General features: G+C 64.4%; 20 protein-coding genes. 18 read left to right on the top strand and 2 right to left on the bottom strand.

The window, feature by feature from the left end; translation table 11 throughout:
* Positions 1 to 2: 2 nt before the first annotated feature.
* From ACVWYP_RS27305 to ACVWYP_RS27290, 4 genes are all read left to right on the top strand, one after another.
* The gene (locus tag ACVWYP_RS27305; protein WP_304495542.1) at positions 3 to 1565 is read left to right on the top strand and encodes a copper resistance CopC/CopD family protein; all 1563 of its coding nucleotides are present in this window, start codon (positions 3 to 5) and stop codon (positions 1563 to 1565) included.
* A gap of 164 nt (positions 1566 to 1729) precedes the next feature.
* Positions 1730 to 3049, top strand: coding sequence for a proline--tRNA ligase (gene proS / locus ACVWYP_RS27300; RefSeq protein ID WP_304495541.1), 1320 nt, complete (start codon positions 1730 to 1732; stop codon positions 3047 to 3049).
* 72 nt (positions 3050 to 3121) lie between these two features.
* Positions 3122 to 4402, top strand: coding sequence for a lipoprotein-releasing ABC transporter permease subunit (locus tag ACVWYP_RS27295; protein ID WP_028339647.1), 1281 nt, complete (start codon positions 3122 to 3124; stop codon positions 4400 to 4402).
* 9 nt (positions 4403 to 4411) lie between these two features.
* A complete protein-coding gene (locus tag ACVWYP_RS27290) occupies positions 4412 to 5110 on the top strand; it encodes an ABC transporter ATP-binding protein (protein ID WP_028339648.1) in 699 nt (232 codons plus the stop codon).
* Between the two features lie 109 nt (positions 5111 to 5219).
* On the opposite strand, the gene ACVWYP_RS27285 is transcribed toward ACVWYP_RS27290, so the two are convergent.
* Together ACVWYP_RS27285 and ACVWYP_RS27280 are read right to left on the bottom strand one after the other, a co-directional pair.
* Positions 5220 to 5489, bottom strand: a complete 270-nt coding sequence (locus ACVWYP_RS27285; protein ID WP_304495540.1) for a DUF3551 domain-containing protein — start codon at positions 5487 to 5489, stop codon at positions 5220 to 5222.
* 119 nt (positions 5490 to 5608) lie between these two features.
* Entirely contained in the window at positions 5609 to 5905 is a 297-nt protein-coding gene (locus ACVWYP_RS27280; protein ID WP_244435812.1) for a DUF3551 domain-containing protein, read from the bottom strand.
* A gap of 293 nt (positions 5906 to 6198) precedes the next feature.
* Here ACVWYP_RS27280 and ACVWYP_RS27275 point away from each other — a divergent pair, with 293 nt between their 5' ends.
* The 14 genes from ACVWYP_RS27275 (at position 6199) to fabZ (ending at position 23645) form a co-directional block, all read left to right on the top strand.
* A complete protein-coding gene (locus tag ACVWYP_RS27275) occupies positions 6199 to 6933 on the top strand; it encodes an outer membrane protein (RefSeq protein WP_304495538.1) in 735 nt (244 codons plus the stop codon).
* 188 nt (positions 6934 to 7121) lie between these two features.
* Positions 7122 to 7325 (top strand): GDCCVxC domain-containing (seleno)protein, encoded by a 204-nt coding sequence (locus tag ACVWYP_RS27270; RefSeq protein ID WP_080586261.1) that lies wholly within the window; start codon positions 7122 to 7124, stop codon positions 7323 to 7325.
* An 812-nt stretch (positions 7326 to 8137) separates the two neighbouring features.
* A complete protein-coding gene (gene dnaE / locus ACVWYP_RS27265; RefSeq protein ID WP_304495537.1) occupies positions 8138 to 11662 on the top strand; it encodes a DNA polymerase III subunit alpha in 3525 nt (1174 codons plus the stop codon).
* Between the two features lie 217 nt (positions 11663 to 11879).
* Positions 11880 to 12872, top strand: a complete 993-nt coding sequence (locus ACVWYP_RS27260) for a 30S ribosomal protein S2 (RefSeq protein WP_028339653.1) — start codon at positions 11880 to 11882, stop codon at positions 12870 to 12872.
* 127 nt (positions 12873 to 12999) lie between these two features.
* The gene (gene tsf / locus ACVWYP_RS27255) at positions 13000 to 13923 is read left to right on the top strand and encodes a translation elongation factor Ts (RefSeq protein WP_304495536.1); all 924 of its coding nucleotides are present in this window, start codon (positions 13000 to 13002) and stop codon (positions 13921 to 13923) included.
* Between the two features lie 73 nt (positions 13924 to 13996).
* Positions 13997 to 14713 carry a UMP kinase gene (pyrH, locus tag ACVWYP_RS27250; RefSeq protein ID WP_038385104.1) on the top strand — a complete coding sequence of 239 codons (717 nt, stop codon included), beginning with the start codon at positions 13997 to 13999 and terminating at the stop codon, positions 14711 to 14713.
* A gap of 50 nt (positions 14714 to 14763) precedes the next feature.
* Positions 14764 to 15327: a ribosome recycling factor gene (gene frr, locus ACVWYP_RS27245; protein WP_016844334.1), complete on the top strand. Its 564-nt coding sequence runs from the start codon at positions 14764 to 14766 to the stop codon at positions 15325 to 15327.
* Positions 15328 to 15347: 20 nt separating this feature from the next.
* Positions 15348 to 16106, top strand: coding sequence for an isoprenyl transferase (locus tag ACVWYP_RS27240; RefSeq protein ID WP_038385105.1), 759 nt, complete (start codon positions 15348 to 15350; stop codon positions 16104 to 16106).
* Entirely contained in the window at positions 16103 to 16951 is an 849-nt protein-coding gene (locus ACVWYP_RS27235) for a phosphatidate cytidylyltransferase (RefSeq protein WP_304495535.1), read from the top strand. Before ACVWYP_RS27240 ends, ACVWYP_RS27235 begins: the two co-directional genes overlap by 4 nt.
* A gap of 4 nt (positions 16952 to 16955) precedes the next feature.
* Positions 16956 to 18182: a 1-deoxy-D-xylulose-5-phosphate reductoisomerase gene (gene dxr / locus ACVWYP_RS27230; protein WP_304495534.1), complete on the top strand. Its 1227-nt coding sequence runs from the start codon at positions 16956 to 16958 to the stop codon at positions 18180 to 18182.
* Between the two features lie 43 nt (positions 18183 to 18225).
* Complete coding sequence (gene rseP, locus ACVWYP_RS27225) at positions 18226 to 19377, top strand: RIP metalloprotease RseP (protein ID WP_304495533.1); 1152 nt, start codon at positions 18226 to 18228, stop codon at positions 19375 to 19377.
* Between the two features lie 175 nt (positions 19378 to 19552).
* Complete coding sequence (bamA, locus tag ACVWYP_RS27220; RefSeq protein ID WP_304495532.1) at positions 19553 to 22093, top strand: outer membrane protein assembly factor BamA; 2541 nt, start codon at positions 19553 to 19555, stop codon at positions 22091 to 22093.
* A 32-nt stretch (positions 22094 to 22125) separates the two neighbouring features.
* Complete coding sequence (lpxD, locus tag ACVWYP_RS27215; RefSeq protein WP_304495531.1) at positions 22126 to 23187, top strand: UDP-3-O-(3-hydroxymyristoyl)glucosamine N-acyltransferase; 1062 nt, start codon at positions 22126 to 22128, stop codon at positions 23185 to 23187.
* Positions 23187 to 23645 carry a 3-hydroxyacyl-ACP dehydratase FabZ gene (gene fabZ, locus ACVWYP_RS27210; protein ID WP_016841580.1) on the top strand — a complete coding sequence of 153 codons (459 nt, stop codon included), beginning with the start codon at positions 23187 to 23189 and terminating at the stop codon, positions 23643 to 23645. Before lpxD ends, fabZ begins: the two co-directional genes overlap by 1 nt.
* Positions 23646 to 23651 lie beyond the last annotated feature (6 nt).

Genomic DNA, 23651 nt, shown 5'->3' with positions numbered 1-23651 from the left:
CGATGCGGCTGGTCGCAAACCTCGCAGTGCTGCTCGTGGCGCTGTGTCTTGCGACCTCAGCCCATGCGCACGCCGTCCTGATCGGCGCTGAACCGGCCGACGGCAGTGTGGTAGCTGAAGCACCCAAGATGGTGGTGCTCCGCTTCAACGAAGCGGTGGCGCCGACGGCGGTCAGCCTGCTCGACGCTGCGGGCAAGCCGCGCGACGTCGCGATCCGCGCCGTCGACCAGTCGGTGATGGTGACACTGCCGGCGGGCCTGCCGAAGGGCACGCAGGTGGTCAGCTATCGCGTGGTGTCGCAGGATGGCCATCCGGTCGCGGGCTCGCTGCTGTTTTCGATCGGCGTCGTCACCGGCTCAGCGGCGCCGTCAAGCGACGGCGTGCTCGATGTGTTGATCTGGCTGGCGCGGCTCGGGCTCTATCTGGGGCTGTTTGCCGGCGTCGGCGGCGTGTTCTTTGCGGCCTGGATCGGGCAGGGCCCGGCCGGCGAACCGCTGATCATGTGGTCGCTGAAGATCGGCCTTGTCGGCGCGATCGCGTCGCTTGGATTGCAGGGCGTCGACCTGTTGAACCTGCCGCTCTCGGGCATCGTGACGTGGGCGGCATGGGCCAGCGCCGCCGGCACCAGCCTGTTTCCCGCGCTGCTGCTCGCGATCGCCGCGATGCTGATCGCGGCGATCGCCTGGCGCAGCCCGTCGTTCGGTGCAGCTTTCACCCGCACTGCGATCGCAATGATCTGCGTCGGGTTGTCGTTTGCGGTCAGCGGCCACGCCGCCACGGCCTCGCCGCAATGGCTGACACGAACCGCGCTGTTCATCCATGGCGTTGGCCTGGCGTTCTGGATGGGCGCGCTGGCGCCGCTGGCAGTGCTTGCCTGGCAGCGTAAGGAGTCGCTGCTACGGGTGCTGCGGCATTTTTCGACGCTCGCGGTGCCGGTCGTCGCCTTGATCGCGTTGTCGGGCCTGGCGCTCGCCGTCGTCCAGCTCGAAAGTTTTCACGCGCTGATCGACACCGGGTACGGCAACATCCTGGTTGCGAAATTGGTGCTGGTGGTGCTGCTGCTCGGGCTCGCTGCGCTGAACCGGTTGGTGTTCACGCCGGCCATCGCGCGCGAGTTTCATCGGACACGACCGCTGCAGCGCTCGATTGCGCTCGAATTCGTGCTGATGATCGCCATTCTCGGCCTCGTCGCACTCTGGCGCTTCACGCCGCCGCCGCGCGTGCTGGCGATGTCGGCCGATGTTCCGCTCGCGGTCCACATCCACACTGATGCCGCGATGTTCCAGGTCCTGATCGCGCCAGGCAAGGTCGGGCAGAACGACTTCGTGCTGCAGCTGATGAGCGGCGATGCCAGCCCGTTTGCGGCCAAGGAGGCGACGCTGACGCTGAGCCTGCCCGAGCGCGGCATCGAACCGATGGAACGCGCCGCCGCGCGCGGTGCCGACGGCTATTGGCACGTGCGCAAGGTGCCGCTGCCGGTCCCGGGCCGCTGGCACATGCAGATCGACGCCCTGGTGACCGATTTCAAGAAAGTGACGCTGGAAGACGATTTCGAGGTGAGGTAAAGCCGCGGTCAGCGCGCTCGGCGCTTCGATGGGACGCAATTCGTTCAAATGGCCGAAAATCGCCTGATTTGAAGGGTTTTTCTTATTTGGCGGCCTTGTGTTTTCACAGCCGATCCGGTTTCACTGCAGCTCTTCCCACGCTTTCCTGATTCCCGAGTAACGCCATGCGATTGTCGCGGTTTTTCCTGCCCATCCTGAAAGAAAACCCGAAAGAGGCGGAGATCGTCTCGCATCGGCTGATGCTGCGCGCGGGCATGATGCGGCAGGAGGCGGCCGGCATCTATGCCTGGCTGCCGCTCGGCTTCCGGGTGCTGAAGAAGATCGAGCAGATCGTCCGCGAGGAACAGGACCGCGCCGGCGCGCTCGAGCTTTTGATGCCGACGCTGCAGCTCGCCGATCTCTGGCGCGAAAGCGGTCGCTACGACGCCTATGGCCCGGAGATGCTGCGCATCCTCGATCGTCACAAGCGCGAGCTGTTGTACGGGCCGACCAACGAGGAAATGATCACGGAGATTTTCCGCTCCTACATCAAGTCCTACAAGAACCTGCCGCTCAACCTCTACCACATCCAGTGGAAATTCCGCGACGAGCAGCGTCCGCGGTTCGGCGTGATGCGCGGCCGCGAGTTCCTGATGAAGGACGCGTATTCGTTCGACCTCGACGAGGCCGGCGCGCGGCGCTCCTACAACAAGATGTTCGTGGCCTATTTGCGCACCTTTGCGCGGATGGGCCTGAAGGCGATCCCGATGCGGGCAGAGACCGGCCCGATCGGTGGCGACCTCAGCCACGAATTCATCGTGCTCGCGGAGACCGGCGAGTCCGGCGTCTACATCAACCGCGATGTGCTGGACCTGCCGGTGCCGGGCGAGGACGTCGATTATGACGGTGATCTGACGCCGATCATCAAGCAGTGGACTTCGGTCTACGCCGCGACCGAGGACGTTCACGAGGCTGCGCGCTTCGAACAGGAAGTGCCCGAGGCAAAGCGGCTGAACACGCGCGGCATCGAGGTCGGCCAGATCTTCTATTTCGGCACCAAATATTCCGACACCATGAAGGCGATGGTAGCCGGTCCCGACGGCGTCGACGTGCCGATCCATGGCGGCTCCTACGGGGTCGGCGTGTCGCGTCTGGTCGGCGCGATCATCGAAGCGTGTCACGATGACGCCGGCATCAAATGGCCCGAGGCCGTCGCGCCGTTCCGCGCCGCGATCCTCAATCTCAAGCAGGGCGATGCCGCGGTCGATGGCGCCTGCGAGCAGCTCTATCGCGAGCTCTCGGCGAAGGGCGTCGACGTGCTCTACGACGACACCGACCAGCGTGCCGGCGCCAAGTTCGCCGCGGCCGATCTGATCGGCATCCCGTGGCAGATTCTCGTCGGGCCCAAGGGGCTTGCGGACGGCAAGGTTGAAGTGAAGCGTCGCAGCGACGGCTCACGCGACAACATGAGCCTCGCCGACGTGGTCGCGAAGCTCGCGGGTTAAAGTTTATTCGCGCCGCGCTGATCGGCGGGGTAATCCGGCCACATTTGGCCCGAATCATGGGATTATCGACAGATGGATGAGACCATGAGCGAGCCAGTCCGTACCCCGCCCTTTGCGCCATTCGAATGGCTGCTGTCCGGACGCTATTTGCGCGCGCGCCGCAAGGAAGGGTTCATTTCGGTCATCGCCGGCTTTTCGTTCCTCGGCATCATGCTCGGCGTCGCCACGCTGATCGTGGTGATGGCGGTCATGAACGGCTTCCGCAAGGAATTGCTGGACAAGATCCTCGGCCTCAACGGACATATTCTGGTGCAGCCGCTGGAATCGCCGCTGACCGACTGGAAGGATGTCGCCGACCGCATCAGCCAGGTGCAGGGCATCCGCCTCGCCGCGCCTGTGGTCGACGGGCAGGGGCTCGGATCGTCGCCGTTCAACGCCGCCGGTGTCTTCATCCGCGGCATCCGCGCCGACGATCTCAACAACCTCACCTCGATCGCCAAGAACATCAAACAAGGCTCGCTCGAGGGCTTTGATGAGGGGCAGGGCGTCGCGATTGGTCGCCGCCTCGCCGACCAGCTGTCGCTGCATGCCGGCGACATGATCACGCTGGTTTCGCCGAAGGGCGCGGTGACGCCGATGGGCACCACACCGCGCATCAAGCCCTACAAGATCACTGCGGTGTTCGAGATCGGCATGTCGGAATATGATTCGACCTTCGTGTTCATGCCGCTGACCGAGGCGCAGGCCTATTTCAACCGCAACAACGACGTGTCCTCGATCGAGGTGTTCACCACCAATCCGGACAAGATCGAAACCTATCGCAAGCTGGTGACGGAGGCGGCGGGCCGGCCGGTCTTCCTGGTCGACTGGCGGCAGCGCAATTCGACCTTCTTCAACGCGCTTCAGGTCGAACGCAACGTGATGTTCCTGATCCTGACCATGATCGTGCTGGTCGCGGCGCTCAACATCGTCTCGGGATTGATCATGCTGGTGAAGGACAAGGGCCAGGACATCGCGATCCTGCGTACCATGGGCGCCTCGCAGGGTTCGATCATGCGGATATTCCTGATCACCGGCGCATCGATCGGCGTTGTCGGCACGCTGGTCGGTCTGCTGGTCGGCTTGCTGATCTGTTTCAATATCGAAACCATCAGGCAATTCCTGTCGTGGCTCACCAACACGGAACTGTTCGATCCCACGCTGTATTTCCTGTCGAAGCTGCCTGCTGAAATCGATTTTGGCGAGACGCTCGCCGTCGTGATCATGGCGCTGACGCTGTCCTTCCTTGCGACGCTCTACCCGTCTTGGCGCGCCGCGCGCCTCGATCCGGTCGACGCGCTCCGGTACGAATAAGGAGCGCACATGGCTGAGGGGGCGGAAGACACACCGGTCGTCTATCTTCATGACATCAAGCGGGAATACCGGCAGGGCGAAGCGACGCTGACGGTCCTGAACGGCGCCAAGCTCGCGCTGTGGCCCGGTCAATCGGTGGCGCTGGTGGCGCCGTCGGGATCCGGCAAGTCGACATTGCTGCACATCGCGGGCCTGCTGGAGACCCCAGATGACGGGGAAGTCTATGTCGCGGGCACGCCGACCTCGCAGATGTCCGACGTCGACCGCACCCAGATTCGCCGTTCCGATATCGGCTTCGTCTATCAATCGCACCGGCTGCTGCCGGAGTTCTCGGCGCTCGAGAACGTCATGCTGCCGCAGATGATTCGCGGCCTCAAACGCTCCGAAACCGTGAAACGGTCGACCGAGATTCTCTCCTATCTCGGGCTCGGCGACCGCATCACCCATCGTCCGGCCGAACTCTCGGGCGGCGAGCAGCAGCGTGTCGCAATCGCGCGCGCGGTCGCCAACGCGCCCCGGGTGCTGTTCGCGGACGAGCCGACGGGCAATCTCGATCCCGGCACCGCCGACCACGTCTTCAACGCGCTGATGCAACTCGTGAAGGCGACCCGGGTCGCGATGCTGATCGCGACCCACAATCTGGATCTCGCCGCGCGAATGGATCGCCGGGTGTCGCTGTCGAACGGACAGGTTGTCGAGCTCGAATAGTGCGCCGTCGCGCGAACCGGGTAATTGTTCGCATGAAGAATGCGCGCTAAGAGCTGGAATCCGTAGCCTTTTTCGCCCTGCTTCACGCGTCTCGGAAAGCGCTTGATCCTCAATAGGCGGAGCGTCTGCCGGGCTGCCTCGGCCGACGGTCGATCGGCGGTCCGGCATAATAGGGGTTGTTGATGCAGATCGCCGCCAGGCCGGACGCCGAGGCCTGGCACTGCGCGATCGACGTGTAGCCGCAGTCGGTATCCTCACCGCCCCATCGGTAGTTGGTTTTGCAGACCGGCGAGGTCGAATCGTATTTCTGGGCGCTGGCTGGTGCCGGCGCCGCCAAGGCCAGGAATGCCGGCAACAGTGCCAGAATCAGACTGCGCATCACAAATCTCCTCGTCGGTCAGGCGTCGGCAACGCTCATACCGAGCGCGCGCGAATAGGCACCCGCGCGCAGCGCTGGATCAACTCACATTCCCGCGCCGGTGCTTGCCGGATCGGGCGTCAGTGGATGAACAGGTCGAAGAAATTGCCCTCACGGCGGTCCCGCGGGGACACGTGAAGATAGGAGCGAGGGTCGTTGTCGCCGGCATAATAGGGGTTGGCGACGCAGTTCTGCCCGATGCCCGAAGCGGTGGCCAGGCACGCCTCATACGACGGATAGGAGCAGTTGCTCAGGCCGGGATAGCGGTCGCCCTGAATGCAGAACGGGTAACGCACGCCGACCGCATGCGCGGGCGCAGTCCCCAGCGTTGCGAGTGCGGCCACCGACGCTGCAGCAGCAAGAATCATCGTCCGCATGTGCATTCCTTTTGCTGCGAAGATTCGACCTTGGCGACGATCCAAATCGGACAAGCCGGTTTCGGTCAACACGATCTTGCGCGCAGCTGCGTAGGCGGGCCTGAATTGTGAAGATTGTGCGGCAGTTATATGGCAAAAGTCCCAGGAAGTGCCCGTAATACAGTATTAACTTCAAATTTGAGGGAAGTCGTTTGGCCCTGCCTGTTGCCGCGAAGTTACAGCAATTCCGCCGGGGGCTGCTATGACGGTGTCTCGCGGCCTTGGGGGCCTGTAGAAAAAGTTGGAACGGGAAAATGAAAAAGATTTTGCTTGTCACCGCCAGCATGATCGCGCTCAGCGCGACTGCTGCTTCCGCGGCTGACCTCGCGGCTCGCCCTTACACCAAGGCTCCGCCGCCCATGGTTGCCGCTGTTTATGATTGGACTGGCTTCTACATCGGTATCAACGGCGGTTGGGGCCAGAGCCACGACAACCGTTCGGTCGACGGCTTCGGCGGCGTCGGAAGCTACGACGCCAACGGCGGCACCGTCGGTGGCCAGATCGGCTACCGCTGGCAGGCCGGCGGCTGGGTGTTCGGTCTGGAAGCTCAGGGCAACTGGGCTGACTTCTCCGGCAGCACCGGCAACCTGGTCGTCCCGGGCGGCATCGTTCGCTCGAAGACCGATGCGTTCGGCCTGTTCACCGGTCAGATCGGCTACGCCTGGAACAACGTCCTGCTGTACGCCAAGGGTGGTGCTGCGGTCACCGATCGCAACTATCAGTTCCTCAACGCGGCCGGCAATCTGGCGTCCGAGACCGGCTTCGACACCCGTTGGAGCCCGACGGTCGGCGTTGGCCTCGAGTTCGCCTTCTCGCAGGGTTGGTCGCTCGGCGTCGAATACAACCACATCTTCGAAGACACCCACGGCGCGACCTTCGTCACCCCGGCTGGTGTTGCAGTGGCTGGCTTCCACACCGGTGGCGACACCGACATGGTCCTCGGCCGTCTGAACTACAAGTTCGGTGGTCCGGTCATCGCGAAGTACTGATCGCTCGCTTAATTCAAGCGGCATCGAAAACCCCGGGCTTCGGCCCGGGGTTTTTTGTTGGCTTGGCGGCGCAGCTCGTCGGCCAGGAGCAAGGGGGCTTGCTGTCCGCTTCGGGATTCGGGGCAGGTTTGATTGGGCGGGGCTTTCCAACCGAACGGTCAACGCCGCATATTCGGGGCATGACCGACCTGCAGCTTATCTCCGAACTGACGTGCCCATCCTGCGGCCATGTCTCCATCGAGACGATGCCGACCGATGCCTGCCGGTTCTTCTACGACTGCAAGGGGTGCGGCACTCGCCTGAAGCCGAAAGCAGGAGACTGCTGCGTGTTTTGCTCCTACGGAACGGTCCCGTGCCCGCCCAAGCAGGCGGGGAATTGCTGCGGTAACTAGCTCCCCGGAGCCTCCGACCAGCTCGCCATCCGGATCGGCGGCGAGACGTCGGCCGGTCAGGAATTAACCACAGAGGTTGGGGTCTCTGGGGCGTTTAGGCGTCATTTTTGCGCCGCAACGATTCGGACGATCTCATCGTCATCGGTGGTCAAGTAACCAAAGGCCATCCACCCCGCGCACATGCCGAAAATGATCAAGGCAGTTTTTAGCCAGTGGCTCATGGAGCAAGTATGCACCCTGTGCCAGCCAATTTCCACCCCGGCCGACTGCCACAATCAAACCGACCCACTACCCAAGCAACGCTGGCAGCCCAGTTTGAGAAGTGATTCAGCACGTCCTACGCTGAGCGCAGCAACGCTTCAAACTATCGAGTCGCTGCCACTTCCTGCCACGATTAACCAAGGGAATTCTTTCGCGGGCAGTTTTCAATCTGACCCACGGACCGTTGCTTGACTCCTAGAACAAAAAAGGAACAATGTTCTGTATACGTTCCAGTTCGGGAGAGCGGCCATGTTGAAGATTTTCGTGCAGGAAGCTGCAGCGCTGGCATCGATCACGCTGTTCGTCGGGATGATCGCGGTGTGGGCCCAGCTGATCACCCAATTCTGAGAATGCGCCCGCGGAGACTGGGGCATAGCCGACGGCATGGTTTGCCCTTGGGGAAAAGCGGGAGGACTTGCCGCCACGCCGCGTTCGGCGTGGACTTGGCAGGGTTTAGGCCCCACGATGGGATCGCGAGTCGGGTCTGACGCTTTCGAGTTCCGGCCCAGGCGCTCGCTCCATCCCTGACCCAAGAGCTTCCGTAAGCAGCCATGCCGAATGCCGGATTCGTTCATCTTCACGTTCATTCCGCCTATTCGCTGCTGAAGGGCTCGATCAAGATCGCCAAGCTGGGCGAGCTCGCGAAGGCCGACCGCCAGCCGGCGCTGGCGCTGACCGATACCGACAACATGTTCGGGGCGCTGGAATTTTCCGACAAGATGGCCGGCTACGGCATCCAGCCGATCGTCGGCTGCGAGCTGGCGGTGGATTTCGGCGACGTCGATCCGAACACGCGGAGCATCCTTGCGACGACGGGCCCGGCGCGAATCGTGCTGCTGGCGGCGCGCGAGCGCGGCTACCGCAGCCTGATGCGGCTGAACTCGCGGGCGTTCCTGGAGACGCCGGTCAACCAGACCCCGCACATCAAGTTCGATTGGCTCACCGACGACGCCGAAGACCTGATCGCGCTGACCGGCGGCCCCGACGGGCCGATCGCGCTGGCGCTCCGGGCCGAACAGGCGGCGCTGGCGACCACCCGCTGCGAGCGCCTCGCCAGCCTGTTCGGCGATCGCCTCTACATCGAATTGCAGCGCCACGGCGCCGACAAGGAACGCCGCACCGAGGGCGGCCTGATCGATCTCGCCTACAGCAAGGGCCTGCCGCTGGTCGCGACCAACGAGCCGTATTTCGCCAGCAATGACGACTACGAATCGCATGACGCGCTGCTCTGCATCGCCGGCGGCCACCTGATCGCCGAGACCAACCGCGAGCAACTGACCCCTGATCATCGCTTCAAGACCCGCGCGGAAATGGCGGTGCTGTTCGCCGACATCCCGGAGGCGCTGGCCTCGACGGTGGAGATCGCCGAGCGCTGCTCGTTCCGGCCGAAGACCCGCAAGCCGATCCTGCCGTTCTTCACGGTGGGGGCCGCCGCCAGCGCCGATGCCGCCGCCGACGAGGCCGCCGAGCTGAAGCGCCAGGCCGAGGAGGGGCTCGCGAATCGCCTGCGGGTGCACGGTCTCTCGCCGGGAATGACCGAGGAGGACTACAGCAAGCGGCTCGCCTTCGAGCTCGACGTCATCACCCGCATGAAATATGCCGGCTACTTCCTGATCGTCTCCGACTTCATCAAATGGGCGAAGGCGCAGGGCATTCCGGTCGGGCCGGGGCGCGGCTCCGGCGCGGGCTCGCTGGTCGCCTGGGTGCTCACCATCACCGACCTCGATCCGATGCGGTTTGCGCTGCTGTTCGAGCGCTTCCTCAATCCCGAACGCGTCTCGATGCCGGACTTCGACATCGACTTCTGCCAGGACCGCCGCGGCGAGGTGATCCAGTACGTGCAGGAGCGCTACGGCCGCGACCAGGTGGCGCAGATCATCACCTTCGGTACGCTGCAGGCGCGCGGCGTGCTGCGCGACGTCGGGCGCGTGCTGCAGATGCCCTATGGGCAGGTCGACAAGCTGACCAAGCTGGTGCCGCAGAATCCCGCAGCACCGGTGACGCTGGCGCAGGCGATCGAGGGCGAGCCGAAGCTGCAGGCATTCCGCGACGAGGATCCGGTGGTGGCACGTGCGTTCGACATCGCGCAGCGCCTCGAAGGTCTGACGCGCCACGCCTCGACCCATGCCGCCGGCATCGTGATCGGCGACCGGCCGCTGAGCGAGCTGGTGCCGCTCTACCGCGATCCGAAATCCGACATGCCGGTGACCCAGTTCAACATGAAATGGGTCGAGCCGGCGGGCCTCGTGAAGTTCGACTTTCTCGGCCTGAAGACGCTGACCGTGCTCGACGTCGCGGTGAAGCTGCTCAAGCAGCGCGACGTTGATGTCGATCTCGCGACGCTGCCGATCGACGATGCGCCGAGCTATCAGATGCTGGCGCGGGGCGATGTCGTCGGCGTGTTCCAGGTGGAAAGCCAGGGCATGCGGCGCGCGCTGATCGACATGCGGCCGGACCGCTTCGAGGACATCATCGCGCTGGTGGCGCTGTATCGCCCGGGCCCGATGGCGAACATCCCGACCTATTGCGCGCGCAAGCACGGTGACGAGGAATCGGAATATCTGCATCCGATCCTGGAGCCGATCCTGAAGGAGACCTTCGGCGTCATCATCTATCAGGAACAGGTGATGCAGATCGCGCAGCAGATGGCGGGCTACTCGCTCGGCCAGGCCGACCTGCTGCGCCGCGCGATGGGCAAGAAGATCCGCGCCGAGATGGACAAGCAGCGCGACATCTTCGTCGCCGGTGCGATGAAGAACGGCGTGGCGAAGGGCCAGGCCGAGACGATCTTCGAGCTGCTCGCCAAGTTCGCCGACTACGGCTTCAACAAGAGCCACGCGGCCGCCTATGCGCTGGTGTCGTACCACACCGCCTATATGAAGGCGCATTACCCGGTCGAATTCCTGGCGGCGTCGATGACGCTCGAACTCAACAACACCGACAAGCTCTCCGAATTTCGTTCCGAGGCGCAGCGGCTCGGCATCAAGGTCGAGGCGCCCAACATCAATCGCTCCGGCGCAACCTTCGAGGTCAGCGACAACACGATCTACTACGCGCTCGCGGCGCTGAAGGGCGTCGGCATCCAGGCGGTCGAGCAGATCATCGAGGAGCGCAACAGGAAGGGCGCCTTCACCTCGCTCGCCGATTTCGCAGCAAGGGTGAGCCCGCGCGCCGTCAACAAGCGGATCATCGAGAGCCTTGCAGCGGCGGGCGCCTTCGACACGCTGGAGCCGAACCGCGCGCGCGTCTTCGCCGGTGCCGATGCGATCCTCGCCGCCTGCCAGCGCAGCCACGAGGCGGCGACCTCGGGCCAGAACGACATGTTCGGCGGCGCGGCGGATGCGCCGAGTATCATGCTGCCGCAGATCGAGCCGTGGCTGCCCGCGGACCGGCTGCGGCGCGAATACGACGCCATCGGCTTCTTCCTGTCGGGCCATCCGCTCGACGATTACGCGACCGCGCTGAAGCGGCTGCGCGTGCAGTCCTGGGCGGAATTCTCGCGCGCGGTGAAGACCGGCGCCACCGCGGGCAAGGTAGCGGCAACCGTGGTGTCGCGCATGGAACGGCGTACCAAGACGGGCAACAAGATGGGCATCATGGGCCTGTCGGACCCGACCGGCCATTTCGAGGCGGTGCTGTTCTCGGAAGGCCTCGCGCAATACCGCGACGTGCTCGAGCCGGGGGCGGCCGTGCTGTTGCAGCTCGGCGCCGAATTGCAGGGCGAGGACGTGCGGGCGAGGGTGCTGCACGCCGAGCCGCTGGATCACGCCGCGGCCAAGACGCAGAAGGGCCTGCGCATCTTCGTCCGCGACACCAAGCCGCTGGATTCGATCGCCCGCCGCCTCAACATGCCGGAAGCCGCGCCCGCCCCGGGCGGCGGCGCCAAGGCACCGGCCGTGAAGCCGGTCGCCGCGCCGCCACCGGCGGCAGGGGCCGATGGCGACGTCTCGCTGGTGATGATGCTGGACCTCGAAACCGAGGTGGAGATGAAGCTGCCCGGCCGCTACAAGGTCTCGCCGCAGATCGCCGGCGCGATCAAGGCGGTGGCGGGCGTGGTCGACGTGCAGACCCTCTAAAGGGAGGTTTCGGGCGCCAAACAGGGCCGTTTCGGCACGATTTGGGCCCGGCCGGCCGGTGTAACCGGCCGTATTTCCTTGCTTCTCGCGCAAATCGCGCTATATAGCGCGCCATCTCACACGGAAACATGGCTCTCAAGGCCGTCCGGTGGCAACCGGGCCATTCAGGCACGTTTGCTCACACGTTTCCGGAGGAACCAACCGGAGAATTAGATCTATGTCGCTGCCCGAATTCAACATGCGTCAGCTTTTGGAAGCTGGCGTTCACTTTGGCCATCAGGCCCACCGCTGGAATCCGAAGATGCAGGATTACATCTTCGGCGCCCGCAACAACATCCACATCATCGACCTCGCGCAGACCGTGCCGATGCTGCACCGTGCCCTGCAGGCGGTCAGCGATACCGTCGCCAAGGGCGGCCGCATCCTGTTCGTCGGCACCAAGCGCTCGGCCCAGGACGGCGTTGCCGACGCTGCCAAGCGTTCGGCGCAGTACTTCGTCAACTCGCGCTGGCTCGGCGGCACGCTGACCAACTGGAAGACGATCTCGGCTTCGATCAAGCGCCTGCGTCATCTCGACGACGTGCTGTCGTCGGGCGAAGCCAACTCCTACACCAAGAAGGAGCGGCTGACGCTGCAGCGCGAGCGCGACAAGCTCGACCGTTCGCTCGGCGGCATCAAGGACATGGGCGGTCTTCCCGACATGATCTTCGTGATCGACACCAACAAGGAAGACATCGCGATCCAGGAAGCCCAGCGGCTCAACATTCCGGTCGCCGCGATCGTCGACACCAATTCGGACCCGAAGGGCATCACCTATGTGGTGCCGGGCAATGACGACGCCGGTCGCGCGATCTCGCTGTATTGCGATCTCGTGGCGCGCGCCGCCATCGACGGCATCTCGCGCGCTCAGGGCGATTCCGGAATCGACATCGGCGCGTCGGCGACGCCCGTGCAGGAAGACCTTCCGGCGGCTGCGCCGTCCGGCTTCCAGGGCCTCGCCGGCCCGCGCGGCACCGCCGACAACCTCAAGAAGCTCACCGGCGTGTCCGGTGCGATCGAGAAGAAGCTCAACGACCTCGGCATCTTCCACTACTGGCAGCTCGCCGAGCTCGATCACGACACCGCGCACAAGATCGGCGAAGAAGTCGGTCTGCCGAGCCGTGCCGACGCCTGGGTCGCCCAGGCCAAGACGCTCGCCGAAGCGGAATAAAGGTTACGCGGCGTGGCCGGGTCTCGCCCGGCCGCCGCTTCTATTCCACGAACAACGATTTCGCTGTCGCAGACAGCGGCGCCATCGGGCGCCGCGGTTTCTGTACAGGCAAGAAGGGCATTGAACGATGGCAACGATCACAGCAGCGATGGTCAAGGAGCTCCGCGAGTCGACCGGCGCGGGCATGATGGATTGCAAGGCGGCGCTGACCGAGAACAACGGCGACATGCAGGAAGCGCAGGATTGGCTGCGCAAGAAGGGCCTGTCCAAGGCCGCCAAGAAGGCCGGCCGCGTCGCGGCCGAGGGCCTGATCGGCGCGCTGACCTCCGGCACCAAGGGCGTGCTGGTCGAGGTCAACTCGGAGACCGACTTCGTTGCGCGCAATGAGCAGTTCCAGGGCCTGGTCAAGATGATCGCCCAGGTCGCGCTGCACAACGGTGCCGACGTCGAGAAGATCAAGGCGGCCAAGGTCGGCGACGTCACCGTCGAGACCGCGATCTCCGACGCGATCGCGACCATCGGCGAGAACATGACGCTGCGCCGCGCCGCTTCGCTCGAGGTGAGCAAAGGCGTGGTGTCGAGCTATGTCCATAACGCGGTCGTCGAGGGCGCCGGCAAGATCGGCGTGATCGTGGCGCTGGAGTCCGCCGGCAAGGCCGACGAGCTCGCGGTGCTCGGCCGCCAGCTCGCCATGCACGTGGCGGCGGCGAAGCCGCTGGCGCTCGACCCGGCCGGGCTCGATCCGGAGACCGTCAAGCGCGAGAAGGACGTGCTGGCCGACAAGTACCGCCAGCAGGGCAAGCCGGAGAACGTCATCGAGAAGATCGTCGATTCCGGCCTGAAGACCTACTACAAGGAGGTCTGCCTGCTCGATCAGGCCTTCATCCACGACAGCGGCAAGTCGGTTGCCCAGGCGGTGAAGGAAGCTGAGGGTAAGGTCGGCGGGGCGATCAAAATCGCTGGCTTTGTGAACTATGCTCTCGGTGAGGGAATCGAGAAGCAGGAAAGCGATTTCGCCGCCGAAGTCGCGGCCGCCAGCGGCAAGAAGTAACCGCTGACACCAGAGGGCCTCCGGCGCTTTGCGCCGGATGCCTGCCTGCGCGGGATAGGAAAGCGATCGCATCATGGCTGAGCCGATCTATCGTCGCGTGGTGATCAAGCTGTCCGGCGAATACCTGGCCGGTTCCCACGGGTTCGGTATCGATCAACCGACGGTCGATCGCGTCGCCGACGACCTGATCGCAGCCCGCAAGCTCGGTATCGAGGTCGCCGTCGTGATCGGCGGCGGCAACATCGTCCGCGGCGTCGAGGTGTCCTCGCGCGGCGTTTCCCGGCCGACCGGCGACACCATGGGCATGCTTGCCACCATGATGAACTGCCTCGCGCTGGAGGCGGCGATCGAGCGCAAGGGAACCCCGGCGCGGACCCTATCGGCATTCGTGATGCCGGAGATCTCCGAGCTGTTCACCCGTAGTGCAACGCACAAATATCTCGCCGAGGGACGCATCGTCCTGCTCGGCGGTGGAACCGGCAACCCGTTCTTCACGACCGACACCACCGCCGTGCTCCGCGCGGCCGAAATCGGCGCGCAGGCGGTGCTGAAGGCCACCAATGTCGACGGCGTCTACAGCGCCGATCCGAAGAAGGACCCCAAAGCCAAGCGCTTCGACCGCCTGACCCATTCGCAGGCGATCGAGGGCGGCTACAAGGTCATGGACGCGACCGCTTTCGCGCTTGCCCGCGAGACGTCGCTGCCTATCATCGTGTTCTCGATCGCGGAGCCCGGTTCGATCGGTGCGATTCTGCGCGGTACCGGACACGGCACGGTCGTCGCCGGCTGATGCCGCGCCTCCGGGCGTCGACAGCCGGTTTCTAGGGAAGGGAGAACGTCATGGCCGCACCTGGTTTTGACATCAACGACGTGAAGCGCCGCATGCAGGGCGCCACACAATCGCTCAAGCACGAGCTCGGCGGTCTGCGCACCGGCCGTGCCGCGGCGTCCATGCTGGAGCCGGTCCAGGTCGAGGCTTACGGCTCGCATATGCCGCTCAACCAGGTTGCGACCATCAGCGTGCCCGAGCCGCGCCTGCTCTCGGTGCAGGTCTGGGACAAGACGATGGTGAAGGCGGTCGAAAAGGCGATCGTCGATTCCAATCTCGGCCTGTCGCCGGCGACCGAAGGTCAGGTGTTGCGCTTGCGGATTCCCGAACTCAACGAGGAGCGCCGCAAGGAGCTCGTCAAGGTCGCGCACAAATACGCCGAAGCGGCAAAGGTCGCGGTGCGCCACGTGCGCCGCGACGGTCTCGACGTGATCAAGAAGCTCGAGAAGAATCACGAGATCTCCGAGGACGATCAGGAGCGCCTGTCGAACGAGGTGCAGAAGGCGACCGACGGCATGATCGCCGAAATCGATCAGCTGCTCGCCGCCAAGGAAAAGGAAATCCTGACGGTCTGAAGGCCTACGGGAACCAGCCGATGTCGAATGCCGCCGCCCCAGCAACCGATGGACCGGATCGCTCCGGCAGTCCGTTGCATGTGGCTGTTATCATGGACGGCAACGGGCGCTGGGCCAAGTCGCGCGGCCTGCCGCGCGTCGAGGGCCACCGCCGCGGCGTCGAAGCGCTGCGCCGCGTGGTGCGCGCAGCCCATGAACTCGGCATCGTCTATCTCACGATCTTTTCCTTCAGCTCGGAGAACTGGTCGCGGCCGGCCAGCGAGATCGGCGATCTGTTTGGCCTGTTGCGCCGCTTCATCCGCAACGATCTGGCGACGCTCCACCGCGATGGGGTGCGGGTGCGCGTGATCGGCGAGCGTGACGGCCTCGACGCCGACATCTGCGCGCTGCTCAACGAAGCCGAGGAGCTGACCAGGAATAACGACAAGCTCAACCTCGTGGTCGCCTTCAACTACGGTTCGCGCGCTGAGATCGCTTCCGCAGCGCGGCGCCTTGCGCGCGAGGTCGCCGAAGGCAAGCGCGACGCCAGCTCCATCGATGCCGACACGCTCGGGCAATATCTCGATGCGCCCGACATCCCGGATCCGGATCTGATTATCCGCACCAGCGGCGAGCAGCGTCTGTCCAACTTCCTGATGTGGCAGGCCGCCTATAGCGAGCTCGTGTTCGTGCCGATTCACTGGCCGGATTTCGACAAGGCGGCGCTCGAAGGCGCGATTGCGGAATACGGCAAGCGCGAGCGCCGGTTCGGCGGACTCGCTGCGAAAACCGGATCGTGACCGAGGGCGAGGCCGCGCCGGCGGCAGCAAACGAACAGGGGTCGCGCAATCTCGCGATGCGCGTGATTGCGGCGCTGGTGCTGGCGCCGGTTGCGATCGCGCTGGCCTATATGGGGGGCGTCGCCTGGTCGCTCCTCGTGACATTGGCGGCGGCCGGATTGTTCGCGGAATGGCTTGTTGTCACCGGGCTCGGACGCGAGCTCCGGATCCTGGTGCCCGGCGTGATCGCGTTGCTGCTCGCCGGACTGTGCCTGATGGCCGGCCGTATCGATGCGGCCCTGATCGTGCTCGCCGTCGGTGCGGTTGTTGTGGCACTGACGTCCGGCGCGCGGCGCAACTGGGCCATTGCGGGATTGCTCTATGCGGCAGGGGCCGAGATCGCGTCGGTCCTGCTGCGCCTCGACACGGCGAAGGGCTTTGCCGCGCTGATGTTCGTGTTGCTGATCGTGTGGGTCACCGATATCGGCGGCTACTTCGCGGGCCGCAGCATCGGCGGGCCGAAGCTCTGGGTGCGGGTCAGCCCGAAGAAGACGTGGGCGGGCGCGGTCGGCGGCTTCGTGGCGAGCCTGCTGGTCGCTGCCGGCTTTGCCGCCTTCGAGATCGGCTCGACCGGTCCGCTCTTGATGCTCGGCGCCGTTTTGTCGGTGGTCTCGCAACTCGGCGATCTCTTCGAATCCGCGGTGAAGCGGCGGTTCGGCGTGAAGGATTCGAGTCACATCATTCCCGGTCACGGCGGCCTCCTGGACCGCCTGGACGGATTTGTCGCGGCCGTCATTGTGGCGGCGATTTTCGGCTTTCTCCGTGGTGGCGCCGATGGCGTCGGGCGCGGTCTTATGGTTTGGTGATGAGATGAGCGCAGTTCCGTTGCGTAACAACAAGGCCGCGGCGGTGTCCGCCGTGCGGACCGTAACCGTCCTCGGTGCCACCGGCTCGATCGGCGACAGCACCCTGGATCTGCTGCGCGGCGCGCGCGACCGCTACCGGGTCGAGGCGCTGACCGCGAACAGCAACGTCGAGGGCCTCGCCAAGCTGGCCAAGGAATTCGGCGCGCGGTTCGCCGCCATTGCCGATCCGGCGAAGCTTTCGGAGCTGAAGGACGCGCTGGCCGGAACCCGGACCGAATGCGGGGCCGGGGAGAGCGCGATCATCGAGGCGGCCGCGCGGCCGGCCGATTGGGTGATGGCGGCGGTCAGCGGCGCGGCCGGGCTGAAGCCCGCGCTTGCCGCGGTCGATCGCGGCGCCACCGTTGCGCTCGCCAACAAGGAATGTTTGGTCTGCGCCGGCGATATCTTCATGGAGCGGGCCAAGAAGGCCGGCGCCTGCATTCTGCCGGCGGACTCCGAGCACAATGCGCTGTTCCAGGCGCTGGCTTCCGGCAATCGCGAGGAACTGACGCGGGTGATCATCACCGCGTCCGGCGGGCCGTTCCGGACCTGGGCCCCCGCCGACATCGAGCAGGCGACGCTGGAACAGGCGCTGAAACATCCCAACTGGAGCATGGGGCAGAAGATCACGATCGATTCCGCGTCGATGATGAACAAAGGCCTCGAGGTGATCGAGGCGTCCTATCTGTTCGCTTTGGCGCCCGACGAGATCGACGTGCTGGTGCACCCGCAGTCGATCATCCACGGCATGGTCGAGTTCTCCGACCGTTCGGTGGTGGCGCAACTCGGTACGCCCGACATGCGGATCCCGATCGCGCATTGCCTCGGCTGGCCCGACCGCGTCGTCGGCCCGTCCGCCAAGCTCGACCTCGCCAAGATCGGACAGCTCACCTTCGAGGCGCCGGACTTTGAACGTTTCCCGGGGCTGCGGCTGGCATATGAGGCGCTGCGGATGGGGCACGGCGCGACGACGGTCTACAACGCGGCGAACGAGATCGCGGTCGCCGCGTTTATCGCCGGCAAGATCAAGTTCGGCGCGATCGCCCGGCTGGTCGAGGCGACGATGAACGATTGGATCAAGTCAGGGAATCAGCCACCACTGCACTCGGCGGATGATGCGATTTCCGTTGACCATATCGCGCGAAATAAAGCTGCCGCCCTATTGCCTCAAATTGCCTTAAAGGCAACCTAGAGGGTTGGGGGCGGAGCCTTTGGCTCTTGTCGAGGGAAATCGAATGCCCGAGTATTTTATTCATAGTATCAATGCGTTGAGTCATGGGCTTCTCGGTACCATCGTTCCCTTCCTCTTTGTCCTGACCATCGTCGTCTTCTTCCATGAGCTCGGCCACTTCCTGGTCGCGCGCTGGGCTGGCGTGAAGGTGTTGACGTTCTCGCTGGGCTTCGGGCCGGAGCTCGCCGGCTTCAACGACCGGCATGGCACGCGCTGGAAGATCTCGGCGATACCGCTCGGCGGTTACGTCAAATTCTTCGGCGACGACAGCGAGGCTTCGACGCCGTCCAACGAGACGCTCGCCGCCATGACGGCGGAAGAGCGCGAGGGCAGCTTCCATCACAAATCGGTCGGAAAGCGCACCGCCATCGTCGCGGCAGGGCCAGTGGCGAACTTCATTCTCGGTGCCCTGATTTTCGCGGGCATGGCGCTCTACTACGGCAAGCCGAGCACGATTGCCCGGGTCGATGGCCTGGTGGCCGAAAGCGTCGCCGCGAACGCCGGCTTCAAGGTCGGCGATGTCGTCGTGGATATCGACGGCAGCGCGATCCAGAGCTTCGCCGACATGCAGCGGATTGTAGCCTCGAACGCTGGTTCAGAGCTTGGGTTCAAGGTGAAGCGCGATGGCGCGATCGTCGCGCTCAAGGCGACGCCGGCGCTCAGGGAGGTCAAGGACCCCTTCGGCAATGCCCACCGAATCGGCGTGCTCGGAATCGAGCACAAGGCTCAGGTCGGCGAGGCGACCAGCGCCTCGGTCGGCGTGCTGGAGGCCCTGAAGATCGGCGTCGAGCAGGTTTGGTACATCATCTCCAGCACGTTCAAGTTCCTGGGGTCGCTGTTCGTTGGAACCGGCAATCCGGCCGAGGTGAGCGGGGTCATTGGAATCGCGAAGCTGTCGGGGCAGGCCGCGAGCGCCGGGTTCCAGTTCGTGATCAATCTTTGCGCCATCCTGTCGGTCTCGATCGGCCTGCTGAACCTGTTTCCGATCCCGCTTTTGGATGGCGGACACCTGCTTTTCTACAGCGCGGAGGCGCTGCGGGGACGTCCGCTGTCGGAGCGGACGCAGGAGGTGGGTTTCCGAATCGGGCTGGGTTTGGTTCTGATGCTGATGGTGTTTGCGACGTATAACGACATCCTCAGGATCGCCGGGTCCTGAAACGGGCTTTTTTGTGGCGTTGCCAATGGGCAACGTCTTGGAACGAAAATGAAAATGTTCAGCTCTAGTAAGTTTGCCCCCTTGGCAAATTTGGTTACAAGCTGAGCGGCAGGTTGGGAATCTGTCGGGTCGTTGGGGAACGATCTGGCATCGTTAAGATAAGGGCGCGTTGCGCATGATGTTTGGAATGCGAGTGAGGGGGGGGCTGTTCGCCGCCTTGGTCATGTTCGCCGCGCCGGTGGTTGCCACCTTGGCGACCGTAGCTGTGTCTGTGCCTGCGTCGGCGCAGACCGTCGATTCGATCACGGTGGAGGGGAACCGCCGTGTCGAGCTTGAAACCATCCGCTCCTACTTCCATCCCGGACCGGGCGGTCGGCTGGGCCAGGCCCAGATCGACGACGGTCTGAAGGCGCTGATCGAGACCGGCCTGTTCCAGGACGTCCATATCGACCAGCGGGGCGGGCGCCTCGTCGTGGTCGTGGTCGAGAACCCGGTGATCGGCCGCGTTGCCTTCGAGGGCAACAAGAAGATCAAGGACGAACAGCTCACCGCTGAAGTGCAGTCCAAGCCGCGCGGCACGTTCTCGCGCCCGATGGTCCAGTCGGACGCCCTGCGCATCGCCGAAATCTACCGCCGGTCCGGCCGCTATGACGTGCGGGTCAACCCGCAGATCATCGAGCAGCCGAACAACCGCGTCGACCTGATCTTCGAGGTCAATGAAGGCGTGAAGACCGGCGTCCGGTCGATCGAGTTCATCGGCAACAGCGCCTATTCGGCGTCCCGTCTGCGCGATGTCATCAAGACCCGCGAATCGAACATCCTGAGCTTCCTTGGCGGCAACGACGTCTACGACCCCGACCGGGTCGAGGCCGATCGCGACCTGCTGCGTCGCTTCTATCTCAAGAACGGCTATGCCGACGTCCAGGTCGTGGCCGCGCTGACCGAATACGATCCCGACAAAAAGGGCTTCCTGGTTACCTTCAAGATCGAGGAAGGCCAGCAGTACCGCGTCGCATCCGTCAACTATACGTCGTCGATCGCAACGCTCGACCCGAACGCGCTACGCACCTACTCGCGCGTCAATGTCGGCTCGCTCTACAACGCCGAGGCGCTGGAGAAATCGGTCGAAGAGATGCAGATCGAGGCATCGCGCCGCGGTTACGCCTTCGCGGTGGTCCGGCCGCGCGGCGATCGCAACTTCGACAATCACACGGTGTCGATCACCTTCGCGATCGACGAAGGTCCGCGCACTTATATCGAGCGCATCAACATCCGCGGCAACAGCCGTACCCGCGACTACGTGATCCGCCGCGAGTTCGATATCTCGGAAGGCGACGCCTACAACCGTGCGCTGGTCGACCGTGCCGAGCGCCGGCTGAAGAACCTCGACTTCTTCAAGACGGTGAAGATCACCACCGAGCCGGGCTCCTCCAGCGATCGCGTCATCCTGATTGTCGATCTCGAGGAGAAGTCGACCGGTGACTTCTCGGTGTCGGGCGGTTACTCGACCACCGACGGCGCGCTGGCCGAAGTCAGCGTCTCCGAGCGCAACCTGCTCGGCCGCGGCCTGTACGCGAAGGCGTCGGTGACCTACGGCCAGTATGCCCGCGGCTACTCGCTGTCGTTCGTCGAGCCCTATCTGCTCGACTACCGCGTCGCGCTCGGCCTCGACCTCTATCAGCGCCAGCAGCTGTCCAACAGCTACATCGCCTACGGCACCAAGACGCTGGGCTTCAGCCCGCGGCTCGGCTTCAGCCTGCGGGAAGATCTGTCGCTGCAGCTGCGCTACTCGATCTACCAGCAGGAAATCACCCTGCCGTCGACGCTGAACAACTGTAACAACGTGCCGCTCCTGCCGGATGGAACGCCCAATCCCGCGTTCAATCCGAGCCCGGCCTATGCGAACCTGAACGGAATCAGCCTGGTGTCGACCAATGGTCTCGGCTGCTTCTTTGACGGCGAAGCCTCGCTGCCGGTCCGCAAGGAGCTGGCTGGCGGCAAGACCCTCACGTCGGCGCTGGGTTACACGCTCAACTACAACACGCTCGACAATAACAAGAACCCGACCGACGGTCTGATCGTCGACTTCAAGCAGGACTTCGCCGGCGTTGGCGGTGACGTCAGCTACATCAAGACCGCGATCGACGCGAAGTACTACACCCCGCTGGTCTCCGACATCGTCGGCGTGATCCACGCCCAGGGCGGCATCCTGAACAAGCTCGGGACCTCGGATCTGCGCATGCTCGATCACTTCCAGATGGGCCCGAACCTGGTCCGCGGCTTCGCGCCGAACGGTATCGGTCCGCGTGACATCAACCCGTACGGCACCATGGACGCCATCGGCGGCACCAAGTACTGGGGCGTGTCGGCGGAACTGCAGATGCCGTTCTGGTTCCTGCCGAAGGAAGTCGGGCTCAAGGGCGCGGTCTATGCCGACGCCGGCGGCCTGTACGATTACCAGGGCCCGACCTCGTGGGCGGCGACCGGCGAAGTCAACGTGCCTGGCTGTATCAGGCCGACGAACAATCCGCCGTCTCCGGGTACGTGCCTTGGCCTGAGCTACGATGACAGCAAGGTTGTCCGTACCTCGGTCGGTGTCGGCCTGATCTGGCAGTCACCGTTCGGTCCGCTGCGCTTCGACTACGCGGTGCCGCTGACCAAGGGTGCGTTTGACCGCACGCAAGAATTCCGGTTTGGCGGCGGTACGACGTTCTAAGACCGATTGCCAACCGGACTGCGACGGATGGAATGGCGCAGCCGATCTTCTACAAGAGTCCTCCTTCGTCATCGCTGGCTGAAATAGCCGCGCTGACGAAGGCGCAACTGGTCGACCCCGAAAGGGGCGCGCTTCAGATCAGGGGGCTGGCCTCGCTCGACGAGGCCGGTCCGATGCATCTCGCCTTTTTCGACAATCTGAAATACGCCGACCAGCTTGCCGCGACCAAGGCCGGCGCGTGTCTGGTCAGCCCGCGCTTCGAGGCGCAGGTGCCGAAGGGCACCGCCGTGCTGCGGGCGGCGAAGCCGTTCCAGGCGTTCGTCGAGCTCGCCCGGCAATGGCACGCCGATGCCCTGCGGCCGCAATCCTGGTTCGACACCGACGGCATCGCGCCGTCGGCGATCATCGATCCCACCGCGCGCCTCGAGGATGGCGTCATTGTCGATCCGCTGGTCGTGATCGGCCCGCGGGTCGAGATCGGCTCGGGCACCATCATCGGCGCCGGCGCGGTGATCGGGGCCGACGTCAAGATCGGCCGCGACTGCAATGTCGGCGCCAAGACCACCATTCAGTTCGCGCTGATCGGCAACAACGTCCTGATCCATCCCGGCTGCAATATCGGCCAGGACGGCTACGGCTTCATCTTCTTCGGGCCGGCCGGCCATGTGAAGGTGCCGCAGACCGGCCGCGTGGTGATCCAGAACAATGTCGAGGTCGGCGCCGCCTCGACCATCGACCGCGGTTCCCTGCGCGACACCGTGATCGGCGAGGGCACCAAAATCGACAACCAGGTCCAGATCGGCCACAATGTGACGATCGGCCGGCACTGCCTGCTGGCGGCCCAGATCGGGCTCGCCGGCAGCCTGACGATCGGCGACAATGTCGCGCTCGGCGCCAAGGTGGGCATCAACAACCACCTCAAGATCGGCGACGGCGCCCAGGTGACGGCGATGAGCGCGGTCAAGGACGATATCCCGGCCAACGGTCGCTGGGGCGGGCATTTCGCCAAGCCGACCAAGCAGTGGTTCAGGGAAATTATCGCAGTGGAGCGTCTGGTGCGCGACAACGAAGCCAAAGGCAAGGAACAGGAGTGATGGAGGAGGCACCGGTCAAATTCGAGCTGGTGGATATCAACGATATCCTGAAGACGCTCCCGCATCGCTTTCCGATGTTGCTGATCGACCGGGTGATCAAGATCCGCACCGACTACAGCGGCATCGGCATCAAGAACGTCACCTTCAACGAGCCGCCGTTCCAGGGCCATTTCCCGGACCGCCCGGTCTACCCCGGCGTGATGATGATCGAGGCGATGGCCCAGACCGCCGGCGTCATCGGCATCAAGTCGGTCGAGGGCACCGAGAAGCCGCGCGCGGTGTATTTCCTCACCATCGACAAGTGCAAGTTCAGGAAGCCGGTGATGCCCGGCGACACCATCGAGTATCACATGCGCTCGCTCGGCCGGCGCAAGACGATGTGGTGGTTTCACGGCGATGCCAAGGTCAACGGCCAGGTCGTCGCCGAGGCCGACGTCGGTGCGATGCTGACGGATTAGGCCGCG

Source organism: Bradyrhizobium sp. USDA 3262, from assembly GCF_054060035.1.
The sequence above is the reverse complement of the archived record's forward strand: the minus strand, read 5'-3'. Positions and strand labels throughout refer to the sequence as shown.

Coding starts and splice junctions, on each gene's coding strand:
- pyrH (WP_038385104.1), top strand. CDS start 13,997: ATGGCTGAGCCGATCTATCGTCGCGTGGTGATCAAGCTGTCCGGCGAA.
- ACVWYP_RS27290 (WP_028339648.1), top strand. CDS start 4,412: ATGGCTGAGGGGGCGGAAGACACACCGGTCGTCTATCTTCATGACATC.
- frr (WP_016844334.1), top strand. CDS start 14,764: ATGGCCGCACCTGGTTTTGACATCAACGACGTGAAGCGCCGCATGCAG.
- proS (WP_304495541.1), top strand. CDS start 1,730: ATGCGATTGTCGCGGTTTTTCCTGCCCATCCTGAAAGAAAACCCGAAA.
- lpxD (WP_304495531.1), top strand. CDS start 22,126: ATGGCGCAGCCGATCTTCTACAAGAGTCCTCCTTCGTCATCGCTGGCT.
- ACVWYP_RS27260 (WP_028339653.1), top strand. CDS start 11,880: ATGTCGCTGCCCGAATTCAACATGCGTCAGCTTTTGGAAGCTGGCGTT.
- fabZ (WP_016841580.1), top strand. CDS start 23,187: ATGGAGGAGGCACCGGTCAAATTCGAGCTGGTGGATATCAACGATATC.
- dnaE (WP_304495537.1), top strand. CDS start 8,138: ATGCCGAATGCCGGATTCGTTCATCTTCACGTTCATTCCGCCTATTCG.
- bamA (WP_304495532.1), top strand. CDS start 19,553: ATGATGTTTGGAATGCGAGTGAGGGGGGGGCTGTTCGCCGCCTTGGTC.
- dxr (WP_304495534.1), top strand. CDS start 16,956: ATGAGCGCAGTTCCGTTGCGTAACAACAAGGCCGCGGCGGTGTCCGCC.
- ACVWYP_RS27285 (WP_304495540.1), bottom strand. CDS start 5,489: ATGCGCAGTCTGATTCTGGCACTGTTGCCGGCATTCCTGGCCTTGGCG.
- tsf (WP_304495536.1), top strand. CDS start 13,000: ATGGCAACGATCACAGCAGCGATGGTCAAGGAGCTCCGCGAGTCGACC.
- ACVWYP_RS27280 (WP_244435812.1), bottom strand. CDS start 5,905: ATGCGGACGATGATTCTTGCTGCTGCAGCGTCGGTGGCCGCACTCGCA.
- ACVWYP_RS27275 (WP_304495538.1), top strand. CDS start 6,199: ATGAAAAAGATTTTGCTTGTCACCGCCAGCATGATCGCGCTCAGCGCG.
- ACVWYP_RS27295 (WP_028339647.1), top strand. CDS start 3,122: ATGGATGAGACCATGAGCGAGCCAGTCCGTACCCCGCCCTTTGCGCCA.
- rseP (WP_304495533.1), top strand. CDS start 18,226: ATGCCCGAGTATTTTATTCATAGTATCAATGCGTTGAGTCATGGGCTT.
- ACVWYP_RS27240 (WP_038385105.1), top strand. CDS start 15,348: ATGTCGAATGCCGCCGCCCCAGCAACCGATGGACCGGATCGCTCCGGC.
- ACVWYP_RS27305 (WP_304495542.1), top strand. CDS start 3: ATGCGGCTGGTCGCAAACCTCGCAGTGCTGCTCGTGGCGCTGTGTCTT.